Source organism: Sulfurospirillum sp. hDNRA2, from assembly GCF_024206095.2.
Lineage (GTDB): Bacteria > Campylobacterota > Campylobacteria > Campylobacterales > Sulfurospirillaceae > Sulfurospirillum.
Genome location: NZ_CP159800.1, coordinates 298029 through 310434, shown reverse-complemented (window position 1 = coordinate 310434; position 12406 = coordinate 298029). Strand labels below are relative to the sequence as shown.

The window sequence follows — 12406 nt, the reverse complement described above, 5'->3', positions numbered from 1 at the left end:
CCGCTTAGGAGGGATTTCGGTAGTAAAGCTGCGTTTTACCGGATTGGTACGAACTGTAGAGCTTTTTAAACTCTTTAAACACTTTGGCGGAGTAGGGATTGTCGTCGATCTTGCCGTTGTAGGCATTGATGGCGTCTTTGGTATTTTTATGGCGCTCAAAACAGGTTGCTAAAATATACGCTCCGACTTGAATGTTGATTTTCGGATCAAACAGATCGTACAAAGAGATATTTGCCTTGTCTAGCAAGGGTTTATGAATCGAGTTGATCTGCATAATGCCCATATCGAAACGCGGGTAGTTGCGCGTGTAGAGAAAATGCACGACGTGGCTTGCTTCGTACTTGTTTTTGCTTTTAATCGCAATCACTTGCGAATACTGCTTGCTTTCAATCCCTTTTTGCTTCAAAAACGCTTGTAACTCTTGGGCTTGTTTCGGTGTCATCTTGGAAGCACTAAAAGCAACCACGTAACGATCCAAGTCGCTTTCTACCTTAGCGATAGAATAAAGCAAGCGCGGCTCGATACCGTAAATTTGCCCGACTTTCACCCAAATATTTTCACTTTGATTGGCTTGCGCCGCCCATAAAAAAAGAGGAAAAAAAAGCACTAATAGGATGTGTCGTACCATATCCTTTTCCTCCTTTTTTCACGTTTGCTTCATTATAAATAAAGCAAACTTTATTCTCACTAAAGCATATCTTGGTTAAAATATTTTTCCTCTTGCGGGGGGTATGTGACTCTGGTGTGCACCACGGCCTTCAAAGCCGATCGGGTGGGCGGTTGACCGTTTGCCGGTAGGTTCGATTCCTACACCCTCTCGCCATACTTCAGCTATAGATTTCAAACACTTTTTGACAACTAAAATAGTCATTTTATATCTCTAGATTGAATAAAGTCGTCTCAGAGGCTCTCACAGAGCTTTTAGGATTAGCGAAGGAGTATGAGGAGAGTGGACGTTAGGTCTAATCTCTTAATAATGAGAAGGCTTTACTATTTTTTGCACCTTCAAACTCAGTATAAATACGTGAAAATATCAAGCTACTTTTCATTCGTAGTTTTAATTCTTTTAAAAACAAAATGTAACCACTTGGATATTGTTGCTCAACAGCCTGTATCTCATCATAAATAAATCCTAAAACCCTAACAACTTCTCTTAACGGTACTTCTACTGTAAAGTATCTGTCTTGACCCTCTATTGGTTCAAGAAATAAATGATCTTTAGCAAACTTGTATTTTTCTAGTAAATCTTCTGTTACGATTTTTATTTTTTCATCCAAGATTGAATAATATCTATCAAGCTTAACATTCATGTTGGCAATAAAAAACTCTTCAGTTTGCTTTTCACTCTCTTTACGTGATTGTTGGAGTTCTTCGATTTGAGCTTTAAGACTCTCTGATTGAACTTCTAATGCTTTACTTTGTTGCTGTAAAGATTTTTCTTGTTGCTCAAGAGCTTTATCCTGTTTTTCTATACTCATCTGCATTTTACGATTAGCTTCATTTTGAAGAATAATACTAAAGGCAACTGCAAGGAATGCCAAAGCTGAAAAGTGACCTGATAGAATATCTCCCATCTGCCCTCGAATAGCCCATGAATCCTTAAAGTCTTTGATAGTTTCACTAGCGTTGTTGTCTAAACTGGAACTTACTAGGTACATTATAGAGTGATCTAAACTGGAGACAGTCCAAACTAGATTAATCAAGAGGATACAGGCAAAGCCACCTATAATCCACTGAAGTATTTTAAGCATTTTTAGCCTTTTGAAGGTTAATATAATATTGTGCTATTTTATCTAAAGCTTTGATGATAGTGCACTGTCGAGCACCATGAGAACCTTTTAAGTGCCTTATAAGACCTTCTGAAATAATAAAACCTTCATCATATGCGTTATCAGCACCTCTGTAGCATAAAGGACAATAACCTCTCGGTGAGACTTGATAATCATTTGGTTCTTGGCATATTTCTACTTTCTGAAGAATGAAATCTATGAGTTCTTTTTTCTTTAATATATACTCTTGTTTTGTTGCATTAAAACTACATAATGAAAGCTTCTCTTGAAATGCTTGTGGAGCTAACTCTAAAACTTCATTATAAACAACTTGTAGTTCTTCTTTTAAATCCTCTATTATATTTTCATGTGAACGCACTGAAATAATCCCTATAAATATTTTTCTATTAATTCTCTTGTCCCACTAATAAGTCCACCAACATCTTTTAAATCAAATTCAGACCATTGTGCATGCAGAGCTTTATTTCTGACTGCACCAAAACCTTTAGCTCTATTAGCTTTAACAGGAGTAAATACATCAATCTTTGTCAACTCATTTATAATAGTTTCTAAATCTACACCTTTTTCTTCAATCAAATTTTTCTTGGCTATTTTTCTAATAGTATCTTCAAATACAACACTTGCAAGAACTGATGATTCTTGTTGTTTACCACCTTTGTGAAAATGTTCAGCATGGTCTAGGAACTCATCAAACGTTGTAGCCATAACGATGTATTCAAGTTTTCTTAATAAGCCTTGTTGTAGTTCATCACGGAAAGATTCTAGCAAGCCACTAAGTCTTTCTACAACATGATATGGAACACTAGTTTTAAAATGCTCATCAGATATAAGTTTTTGACATTCAATATGGAAATGATTACGTTCTGATACAGTAATCGAGATTAGATTTGATACAGATGAAATCCACTTTTGCAATCTCTGCGTCATATTCGTATGATAATAATATGGAAGCTCACCATATTCGTCATACTGTTTTAATGGAAACTTTGTCATATCATCTAACAAACTATTACATCTTTGTACAAGTTCATCCATAGTACCATCCTAAAGTTTTCTTTTGATTATATTCCAAAAATCCTACGCCTATGAGGAATATTGCAAAATGAAATAATAAGCACTTTACAAAAATTCTAAAAATATCTGAAAGGTCACATCTAAACATCTCTACTTAAAAATTTCCTTATTTTATAGACATTGGCAATAAATTAATTCGCAGAAATTCAACAGTAAAAATGAATACCAATCGAAGGCACAATACCTTTGTTATATAAATATATTGAGATTTGAGCCATTGAATATTTTTTACTGATTATATGGTGTAGGATTTAATTTTAAACTTGAAAACAAAGCCTAAATCCCTAAATTTAGGGGATAAATAGCCTTTGTTCGTGCGCTATACCCACAATCGATTTTCCTTGAACGCTTCCGTCGTTTTACGATTAAACGTGTTTCGCCTTTGCGATATATGCTTTCCAACCCCCGTATTCACTGATCTCTTTTGCATTTTTTACCGCGTCGCATTCACAGATAAAGCCTTTGACGCTGCTTCCGTCGTCTAGTTCAAGCGTTCCGATGCCTAAAGGCGAGGCGATTTGTACCATGAATGCTCCGAAGTTTTCCAAAGGCATTTGCCATACTTCCAGCTCGATCGCATAAGGACTTGTGCGATCTTTGAGCAGTCCCGGACGCGGCGGTACTTTTTCGGGAACGTCAAACAAGCGGTATCCTACGGCCGTTTTGCATGTTTTGACATAGGTCGCTTGCAAAGCGACCAACTGATGGTTTAAAGGCAAACCCTGCATGTGTGCGCCGCAAACGCCCACTTCGATCCACTGACTCATACGTTCTCCTTCATGTAACGCGCACCCATCGCAAGGAGCGCTTTATCGTTAAAATGATCCGCAAAGATCGTGATGCCAAACGGCAAACCGTTATTTCTTCGACCTGCGGGCAACGCGTACGCGACGCAATCGAGCAAATTCATAAAGTTGGTGTAGTACCCCAAATTCGTATTGAGCCTGATCGGGTCGGCATTGACCTCTTCGATCGTGTAGATCGTTCCCGTCGTCGGCGTCACGATAAAATCGACCGTTTCAAGAACCGCCTCGGCTTTTCTTCGATAAGCCTTCAATCGGTACTCCGCTTCAAAATACGCTTCCGCACTCTTACTTTTTCCTTGCTCAATAATACCTTTGGTCACGTCTAAAAAGCTCTGAGGCGAACTTTCCAAAAGCGTTTTGGTCGCCACGTAACGCTCCGCGACCCAAGGTCCAAAATAAAGCAAGTCGGCCGCTTCTAAAAACGGTGCAAAATCAATCTCTTTGGGAGTGCCGCCCAGAACAATCAAACGCTCCACGCTTGCGTCAAACAAGGCTTTGGCTTCCTTGTCGCCGAAAAACGCCAAATCTGCTTTTTTAGGCACTCCGAAATAAAAATGTTCGGGCACGTCGCGCACCCGAGCGGGTAACGCTCTCGCATACACGTCGCTCGCGTCAAAATCCGCCATCACGTCAAAAATAAAGCTCGCGTCTTGCGCGTTTTGGCAAAACAACGAGACGCAATCCAAACTGCGGCACGCCGGTACGACGCCGCTCGTGCTCACCACGCCTTTGGAAGGCTTAAAACCGACCAAGGCGTTAAACGCCGCCGGCACTCTACCTGAACCCGCCGTATCGGTACCCAATGAAAAAACGACCATATTCAAAGCCACGCTGACCGCACTGCCCGAGCTAGAGCCGCCGGAAATATAACGTGCGTCGATGCTATTGTGACACGCCCCGTAAGGCGAGCGCGTACCGACAAGCCCTGTCGCAAATTGATCGAGATTGGTTTTACCGATCGGAATCGCTCCCGCTTCGATCAAACGCTCGACGACGTATGCCGACGTTTGGGGAACGTAACGAAAATCGGGACATGCCGCCGTCGTGGGAATCCCCGCCAAGTCGATATTGTCCTTAATCGCAAACGGTATACCGTACAACGGAAGGCTATGCGCCTCTTGCGTCTCCAAACGCGCAAGGTACGGTTCGAGTTCTTCATCGCTTAGCACGTAAATCCAAATCGGATTGGAAGCGTGCCGTGCTATCGTCTCTTTAATCGTCGCGACCAGCGTTCGAGGGCTTAGCCCCTCTTTGTACGCTTTTTTAAGAGTCATTCTATCCATCGTATGTTCCTATTCTTCTTGAGATGACAGAGCTTCGATCAATGCCGCCGAAACGACCAATGCACCGCCGGTATATTCGCTAAAACTCAATGCCCGCTCGCCGATGTAAGCGGCAGATACCACGGCCGTTACCAGCTCCATGATGATAATGATCGATGAGCGTCCCGCTTGCATCTGCGTGACGCCCCATTGCGAACCGATATTGGCGAGCAGTAACCATAAAAGAGCGTACGCCAGCAATGCCGCCCATGCCCTAGCACCGACTTCACTCGGAAAACGCTCGACGCCCAGTAGTATTAACGTGCTAGCAAGCACGAAGCATCCCCAAAACATCGCTCCGACTTTGACGTTAACATGTACCTCTTTCAACGAGCGAAACAAAATGTTGTTGAGCGCGAAAAAAATCCCCGCCGCTAAAGCGATCAGATCGATCGTCGAAAAGCTTACATGTAAGGTTTCGACTCCGCCCAAAATCAAAAAAGCACCCGCAACGGCAAGCCATGCTCCCCCGACTCTTGCGAGACTGAGCTTTTCGTGCAAAAAGAAGTAACCGCCCAGTACGCCCCACACGGGCAAAAGGTAAAAGAGCACCATCACGCGCACCACGTCACCGTTAATCAGCGCATAGGTAAAGCAAAGGTTTGCTCCGCCTCCTAAAAGGGCTATCGCACCGAGTCCCGTTGCGTATCGGCACGAAAATCCTCTTAGCGTTAGAGGTAAATAGACCAACGCCAATACGCCGTACGCACCGAAAATAAGAGCAATTCCCTCAATGCCCAATGCATGAATCTGTTTCAACGGCCACCATGAAAGCCCCCAGAGAATGGAAGCTGAAAAAAGGACGATTACGGGAAGGTGCGATCTCATTTTAAGCCTTGATCGGCTCGATGATAAAAAGCAATTTACCCGCATGAATGTTCTCGCCCTCTTCGCACAAAACCGCGACGATCTTTCCGTTTTCGGAAGCTTCGATCGCGATCTCCATCTTCATCGACTCGGCGATTGCCAAAACATCGCCCTCCTTCACGGTATCGCCGACCTTAGCGTTAATTTTCCATAAATTGCCTTGAACGGGTGCTTCCACGCCTTCGTTATCGCCGAGTTCCACGACCTCGTTTTCGTGCGCGACTTCGGCTTCGTGTTCCGCCGAAAAGTTGGCAAGTCCCGTTTTTTCCCACATCAAACGCTCCTCCTCAAACGCCCGACGTTGCATGGTCACAAAAGCGTCGATGCTTTCGCCGTTTTGCGCTAAAAAGGCTTTATACGCTTTCAAACTAAACGTGCTCTCTTCGATTTTGAGGTTGATTTTGCCGCGCGGAAAATCTTCGCGCATCTGCATCAGTTCTTCATGGCTCACTTCGTAAAATCGGATTTGGTCGAAAAAGCGAAGCAACCACGGTTTGCCCTCTTTAAAGTCGTTTGTTTGGCGGTATTTGTTCCACATCTGCACGGTACGACCGACAAACTGATAACCTCCGGGGCCTTCCATGCCGTACACGCACATGTACGCCCCGCCGATACCCACGGCATTTTCCGGCGTCCACGTACGCGCGGGGTTGTATTTGGTGGTGACGAGTCGGTGGCGCGGATCCAGCGGCGTGGCGACGGGTGCTCCCAAATAGACGTCTCCTAGTCCCATGACCAAATAATTGGCATCAAAGACGATCTTTTTCACGTCCTCTATCGCGTTAAGCCCGTTGATACGACGGATAAATTCGATATTGCTTGGACACCACGGCGCATCGGGACGAACGATTTTCATGTATTTTTCGATCGCGATGCGCGTTTGCACGTCGTCCCACGAAAGCGGCAAATGCACGATGCGCGTCGGAACTTCGATGTCGTCGATGCTCGGAAGCGAGCATTCCATTGCCGCAATTTGCTCGATTAGCTTTGCCCGATCGCACACTAACGGATCAAAATGTACCTGCAACGACCGTATGCCCGGCGTTATGTCGATTATTCCCGCAATGCAAGCTTTTTTGAGCGTTTCCATCAAGACGTGAACGCGAAAACGAAGGGCGATATCGAGCTGCATCAAACCGTATTCGATCAGCAAATATGCATCTCCGGACTGTCGAAACGTGATGCTCGGCAAATCGTTTTTGCCCTCATCGCGATACAAAATCGTCGAGCCAAGCGGTGCTATATGTAAGAAAGACCGCGCATCAAACGCGACGCCTTTTTCCAATGCCGCCTCTTGCGCTTGAAGCATTTTGATCGCATTGTCATGGCTGATCGGTACGAAGCGGATTTTATCGCCGGCGCGAAGCTGACCGATTTTCCACAGCTCGGCACTCGCAACGCTTACGGGGCAGACGAACCCACCCAAGCTCGGACCGTCAGGCCCTAAAATGACCGGCATATCGCCGGTAAAGTCTACCGCACCGATCGCATAAGCGTTATCGTGAATATTGGACGGATGAAGTCCCGCTTCTCCGCCGTCTTTGCGCGCCCACGAAGGTTTAGGACCGATAAGCCTGACCCCCGTACGGTTGGAGTTATAATGCACTTCCCACGTCGCGGCGAAAAACGCCTCGATGTCTTCTTCGGTGAAAAATTCCGGTGCGCCGTGCGGCCCGTACAACACGCCGATCTCCCACGTATTCGTGATTGCGTGAGCTACATTCAGCGGTTCGCTAAGCGGTTCTTGGGCGATCATCGAGCTTACATGTAAAACATCTCCCGCGATCAATTCACGTCCGGCATGTCCGCCGAAATGCCCGAGCGTAAAGGTCGAGCGCGAACCCAAATACAACGGCACGTCCAAACCGCCTCGAATTGCAAGGTACGTACGAAAGCCTTGCATGTGCACTTTTTTGAGTTTGAGCACGCTTCCGGCTTTGACATGTATCGCGCGATTCATCGCCACGGTTTCCCCGTCGATGCTCGCATCGATACGCGCGCCGCATAGGGCGATAACGCTTGCTTGATTGAAACGCAATGTCGGTCCCGTGATCGCGATCTCCAGTCCGGAAGCCTCTTTGGCATTGCCCACAAGCGTATTGGCATAGCGAAAATGAAGCGCATCAAAAGGACCCGAAGGCGGTACGCCCACATCCCAATAGCCGACGCGTCCGGGAAAATCTTGCACGCTCGTTTGCGTTCCGGGTCTTAAGACGTCGATGCGGTTGCTCGAATAGGCAAAACCGGCTAACGATTTGGTCGTATGCGTTGCGTGTTGAAAAAAGTCGCTTCCCACGATCGCACCCAAATACGAAAGATTGGTCGTAATGCCGTCGATGCGCGTTTGTGCGATCGCTTCTTGCATCTTCGTAAGGGCTTCTTCTCGCGAAGGGGCTTTGACGATCAACTTAGCAATCATCGGATCGTAAAACGAGGCGATGCTCACACCCGTTTCAATAAACGAATCGACGCGAATATTCGGAGCAAACAAAACGTTATGGAGCATTCCGGAGCTGGGTTGAAAATTTTTGATCGGGTCTTCCGCATAGACGCGTACTTGAATCGCATGCCCTACGGGGCGGTGAACATAAGCATAAAGCGCATCGTTGTGACCGTAAGCTTGGCGAATCATCCACTCGACCAAATCCACGCCGCAGACCTCTTCGGTAACGCCGTGTTCGACTTGAAGCCTCGTGTTCACTTCTAAAAAGTAAAAATCGTTTGTGGTCGTATCGTACACGAACTCGACCGTTCCGGCACTCAGATAATTGACCGACTGCCCCAAACGCGTCGCGGCTTCATAGAGTGCTTGTCGTGTTTCATCGCTAAGATTGGGGGCTGGCGTTTCTTCGATGACTTTTTGGTTGCGGCGTTGAATCGAGCAGTCTCGCTCCCCAAGGGTCGCGATCACGCCTTTGCCGTCGCCAAATATCTGTACTTCGATGTGACGCGCGGCGGCGACGTATTTTTCCAAAAAAAGACCGCCGTTGGAGAAGTTGTTTTCGCTCAAACGTTTGACCGAAGCGTACGCTTCATGGAGTGCTCGGTCGTCGTAACAAAGCTGCATACCGATGCCCCCGCCCCCCGCGGTGCTTTTGAGCATGACCGGATAACCGATCTCTTGAGCACTTTTTAACGCTTCTTCGACGCTATCAAGTAACGATGAGCCGGGCAATAAGGGGACATGATGCGACTTGGCCAATGCCCGTGCGGTGTGTTTGAGACCAAAAGCTTCGATATGCTCAGCCCTTGGACCGATAAAGACAATGCCTTTGGTTTCACACGCTTTCGCAAAAGCGGCATTTTCACTCAAAAAACCGTATCCCGGATGAATCGCTTCCGCACCGACTTTTTGAGCTAACGCTAAGATCTTTTCACCGTCCAGATAGCTTGAACTCGCCATTCCTTTGCCGATGCAATATGCCTCGTCCGCAAAGCTTACATGTAAAGAATCTTTGTCGGCTTCAGTGTACACAGCCACCGAAACGATGCCCATTTTTTTGAGGGTTTTGATGACGCGGCAAGCGATTTCGCCGCGGTTGGCAATCAGAACTTTTGTAAACATCTCTCATCCTTGCAAAAAATTCGCGGGTCGTCCCGCAAAACTATTTTTCTCTTAAAGGTCGTCCTTTAAAAGGTGCAAACGCGCTTAGGCTTCTTTGATGATGATCTGAATCGGCGTCGGATTGAAACCGTTACACGGGTTATTGAGTTGCGGGCAGTTGGAAATGAGCACCAAAACGTCCATATAAGCCTTCATTTCGACGTAATCGCCGCCTTTAGAGATACCGTCCACGATCGCCAAATGACCGTCTTCTTCAACCGGAACGTTCATGAAAAAGTTGATGTTATTGGTCAGATCGCGCGGGTGCATCTCAAGCTCTCCGATCGCTAAAAGATAGTTATCGCGGCAACTGTGCATGTATTTTTTGTCGTGTCCGAAACGTACCGTATTGCTCTCGGCACTGCAATGCCCGCCTAAAGTGTCGTGGTTTCCGCAGGTATCGGCGATGACTTCGAGCATCACGTTATCGTCGTTGGAAAGCAGTTTTGTTCCCGTCGTGATAAAAATACTGCCCTGCTCGCGAATAGTATCGCTTGCACTGTAACGCTCTTCGTGATCGTTCGCGTTGTAAAAAAGCGTATCGACCGCTTGACACCCCTCCAAATCGACGATGCGGATCGTTTGACCTTTTTTGACGACACGGTAAAACGGTACACCCGAACTCACGCGCTCGTTGAATATCTCTTTTGCTTCCATCGTTATCTCCTTAGGCAAAATAACGCGCGTTGTTCTCAAAACCGCGTCTGGCTTCTTCACTAAAATTCAAACAAAAATCATCTTCGCTAAAGTCCGCTCCGTGATAGATGACGACGGAGAGTTCGCTTGGCGCATACGTTCCTTTTTCCATGACGTGCGGCGTATTGGAAAGCACCAAAAGCACGTTCATATCGGCACGAAACTCGATGTAGTCTCCCTCTTTGGGACGTTTGGGAGAAAGTTCCAACAAACTGCCCTCTTTGACGTCGACTTTGCGAAAAAGGTTGAGGCAGGGAATCATATCGCGCTTACCCATGCCGTATTTGCCAAGCTCGATCAAAAAGTTTTCGCGGTCGCTTTTGAAATAGGCATTGCGCATCTTCTCGTACGTGCCGATTCCAAAGTTTTTTTCGATGATGCGTGCATTGCTCATGCCTGCCATCGTATCCAAAAGCCCTTGGGTGGTATCATCCGTAATCGACAAAAGCACGTGCCCGAGTTCAGAGAAAAGCACTTTACCTTTGCCTAAAAAGGCGTTCCACTGAATCTTGACCGTATCGGCAGAGTTGTAACGCTCGCTGAAATTATCAGCGTTGTAGAACATGATGCTCGCACTCGCATTGGTATCTTTGGCATAAATGCGGATTTTATCGCCGCGTTTGATGATCTTTGACCACTTCGCACCCCCAACGATACGCTCTTCCAAAACAATCTTGTTTTTATCTATCATTTTTTTCTTCCTTTTTCTCACGCAATAACGGAATATCGTACGTGATTTTTGCGCCAAATGCGTTGGGTGCTTGAGGATCGTTTCGAACCTTATCGAACACCAACACTCTGGTTCCCAAATAAAAGCCCTCGTGAAGATCGTGCGTGACCATCACGACGGTTAAGTTGTTTTTCTTCCACAAATCCAAAATAAGCGCGTGCATGTCGGCTCGAATGCCCGGATCCAACGCCCCGAAAGGCTCGTCCAATAAAAGCAGTTTAGGCTTTTTAACCAAAGACTGCGCGATGGAAAGGCGTTGTTGCATCCCGCCGGATAATTGGCTCGGATAGTGATGAAGCACGCTTCCAAGCCCCACGGCTTCTAGCATCGCGACGGCTTCGGCGCGTGCTTCTTTTTTAGCGCGACCGAAGAGTTTGCCTAAAAAAGGCGCTTTTCCAAGTTCAATGCCGAGCATCACGTTTTCCAAAACGCTTAAATGCGAAAAAAGCGAATAACGCTGAAACACGATGCCCCGCTCCACGCTCGGTTCGCTCGGAAACGGTTTACCCTCAAAGAGAAAAAGCCCTTTACTCGGGCTCTCTTCGCCGAGCAACATCTTTAAAAACGTGCTCTTACCGCAGCCTGAAGGTCCTACCAACGTGCAAAACTCGCCCTCTTTGATCTCCAAAGAGAGGTTTTCCAACACGACGTTATCCCCGTAGCGTTTCCATAGATTTTTGATCGTAATCAAACTCATAGGGCATCCTTTTTCGCATACCACGGGAAAACCTTACATGTCACTTTTTTGAGGATAAAATCCGCTAAAAACGCCAACACCGTAATCCATAAAACATAGGGCAAAATCATATCCATCGCCAAATAACGTCTGACCAAAAAGATGCGATACCCAAGTCCCTCGGTAGCGGCGATCGCTTCGGAGGAGATCAAAAAAATCCACGCCGTTCCCAAGGTTAATCGCACCGCATCTAAAAGACGCGGTAACATCTGCGGGACGATAATACGAACGGCAAGCGTCCACGAACTGGCTCCCAAAGTTTGCGCTTTAATGAGCTGCTCTTTGGGAAACTCCTCGACGCGATGCTGTAAATCGCGCACGATGATGGGCGTTACGCCGATAACGATCAACGCGACTTTAGCGACCTCTCCCATTCCAAAGACGATAAAAAGGATCGGCAAGATCGCAATCGGCGGCACCATCGAAAAGGCGGCGATAAACGGGGAAAAACCCGCTCGAACGAGCGGAATCAACCCCAAAGGCACGCCGAGCATCAATCCCAACGCCGCGCTAATGCCAATCCCCAATCCTAAACGCTGCAAGGAAGCGAGCGTATCGTTCCAAAAAATGATCTCGCCGCTTCGTTTGCTCGGACTCAGTGCCGACTTGTCCATCGTTTGCACCATCTGCGCGATCGAGGGTAGGAGCTTATCCTCGGCATTGTCCGCTAACCTCGCATGGGAAGCAAACACGTACACGATCACGAGAATGACAAACGGGAGCAGTCCTAATAGTAAGGCGTTCCCGCGATTGGGTTTTCGATTGATCAGTCGCTTCATCC

12 protein-coding genes and 1 tRNA gene are annotated in these 12406 nt (G+C 46.6%); 1 reads left to right on the top strand and 12 read right to left on the bottom strand.

Translation table 11 applies throughout. The features are described 5' to 3' along the window. Positions 1 to 4: 4 nt before the first annotated feature. Complete coding sequence (locus NL930_RS01645; RefSeq protein ID WP_060825200.1) at positions 5 to 628, bottom strand: lytic transglycosylase domain-containing protein; 624 nt, start codon at positions 626 to 628, stop codon at positions 5 to 7. Between the two features lie 96 nt (positions 629 to 724). On the opposite strand from NL930_RS01645, the gene NL930_RS01640 reads away from it, so the two are divergent. After that, a tRNA-Sec gene (locus NL930_RS01640) sits at positions 725 to 823 on the top strand. A gap of 139 nt (positions 824 to 962) precedes the next feature. Here NL930_RS01640 and NL930_RS01635 read toward each other — a convergent pair. From NL930_RS01635 to NL930_RS01585, 11 genes are all read right to left on the bottom strand, one after another. Next, entirely contained in the window at positions 963 to 1751 is a 789-nt protein-coding gene (locus NL930_RS01635; protein WP_254377152.1) for a hypothetical protein, read from the bottom strand. Then, positions 1744 to 2148 carry a hypothetical protein gene (locus NL930_RS01630; RefSeq protein ID WP_254377153.1) on the bottom strand — a complete coding sequence of 135 codons (405 nt, stop codon included), beginning with the start codon at positions 2146 to 2148 and terminating at the stop codon, positions 1744 to 1746. The genes NL930_RS01635 and NL930_RS01630 overlap by 8 nt, the downstream gene beginning before the upstream one ends. Before the next feature lie 11 nt (positions 2149 to 2159). Beyond that, positions 2160 to 2825 carry a hypothetical protein gene (locus tag NL930_RS01625; RefSeq protein WP_254377154.1) on the bottom strand — a complete coding sequence of 222 codons (666 nt, stop codon included), beginning with the start codon at positions 2823 to 2825 and terminating at the stop codon, positions 2160 to 2162. A gap of 404 nt (positions 2826 to 3229) precedes the next feature. Beyond that, the gene (locus tag NL930_RS01620) at positions 3230 to 3631 is read right to left on the bottom strand and encodes a hypothetical protein (RefSeq protein ID WP_254377155.1); all 402 of its coding nucleotides are present in this window, start codon (positions 3629 to 3631) and stop codon (positions 3230 to 3232) included. Continuing rightward, positions 3628 to 4953 (bottom strand): allophanate hydrolase, encoded by a 1326-nt coding sequence (atzF, locus tag NL930_RS01615; RefSeq protein ID WP_254377156.1) that lies wholly within the window; start codon positions 4951 to 4953, stop codon positions 3628 to 3630. Before atzF ends, NL930_RS01620 begins: the two co-directional genes overlap by 4 nt. Before the next feature lie 9 nt (positions 4954 to 4962). Further along, complete coding sequence (locus NL930_RS01610; protein ID WP_254377157.1) at positions 4963 to 5820, bottom strand: DMT family transporter; 858 nt, start codon at positions 5818 to 5820, stop codon at positions 4963 to 4965. Position 5821: 1 nt separating this feature from the next. Then, positions 5822 to 9424, bottom strand: a complete 3603-nt coding sequence (gene uca / locus NL930_RS01605; RefSeq protein WP_254377158.1) for an urea carboxylase — start codon at positions 9422 to 9424, stop codon at positions 5822 to 5824. Positions 9425 to 9508: 84 nt separating this feature from the next. After that, complete coding sequence (locus tag NL930_RS01600) at positions 9509 to 10120, bottom strand: urea amidolyase associated protein UAAP2 (protein ID WP_254377159.1); 612 nt, start codon at positions 10118 to 10120, stop codon at positions 9509 to 9511. Between the two features lie 10 nt (positions 10121 to 10130). Beyond that, positions 10131 to 10850, bottom strand: coding sequence for an urea amidolyase associated protein UAAP1 (locus NL930_RS01595; RefSeq protein WP_254377160.1), 720 nt, complete (start codon positions 10848 to 10850; stop codon positions 10131 to 10133). After that, the gene (locus NL930_RS01590) at positions 10840 to 11586 is read right to left on the bottom strand and encodes an ABC transporter ATP-binding protein (RefSeq protein WP_254377161.1); all 747 of its coding nucleotides are present in this window, start codon (positions 11584 to 11586) and stop codon (positions 10840 to 10842) included. Before NL930_RS01590 ends, NL930_RS01595 begins: the two co-directional genes overlap by 11 nt. After that, entirely contained in the window at positions 11583 to 12404 is an 822-nt protein-coding gene (locus NL930_RS01585; RefSeq protein ID WP_254377162.1) for an ABC transporter permease, read from the bottom strand. Before NL930_RS01585 ends, NL930_RS01590 begins: the two co-directional genes overlap by 4 nt. Positions 12405 to 12406 lie beyond the last annotated feature (2 nt).

Coding starts and splice junctions, on each gene's coding strand:
- atzF (WP_254377156.1), bottom strand. CDS start 4,953: ATGGATAGAATGACTCTTAAAAAAGCGTACAAAGAGGGGCTAAGCCCT.
- NL930_RS01590 (WP_254377161.1), bottom strand. CDS start 11,586: ATGAGTTTGATTACGATCAAAAATCTATGGAAACGCTACGGGGATAAC.
- NL930_RS01610 (WP_254377157.1), bottom strand. CDS start 5,820: ATGAGATCGCACCTTCCCGTAATCGTCCTTTTTTCAGCTTCCATTCTC.
- NL930_RS01585 (WP_254377162.1), bottom strand. CDS start 12,404: ATGAAGCGACTGATCAATCGAAAACCCAATCGCGGGAACGCCTTACTA.
- NL930_RS01625 (WP_254377154.1), bottom strand. CDS start 2,825: ATGGATGAACTTGTACAAAGATGTAATAGTTTGTTAGATGATATGACA.
- NL930_RS01645 (WP_060825200.1), bottom strand. CDS start 628: ATGGTACGACACATCCTATTAGTGCTTTTTTTTCCTCTTTTTTTATGG.
- NL930_RS01600 (WP_254377159.1), bottom strand. CDS start 10,120: ATGGAAGCAAAAGAGATATTCAACGAGCGCGTGAGTTCGGGTGTACCG.
- NL930_RS01620 (WP_254377155.1), bottom strand. CDS start 3,631: ATGAGTCAGTGGATCGAAGTGGGCGTTTGCGGCGCACACATGCAGGGT.
- uca (WP_254377158.1), bottom strand. CDS start 9,424: ATGTTTACAAAAGTTCTGATTGCCAACCGCGGCGAAATCGCTTGCCGC.
- NL930_RS01595 (WP_254377160.1), bottom strand. CDS start 10,850: ATGATAGATAAAAACAAGATTGTTTTGGAAGAGCGTATCGTTGGGGGT.
- NL930_RS01635 (WP_254377152.1), bottom strand. CDS start 1,751: ATGCTTAAAATACTTCAGTGGATTATAGGTGGCTTTGCCTGTATCCTC.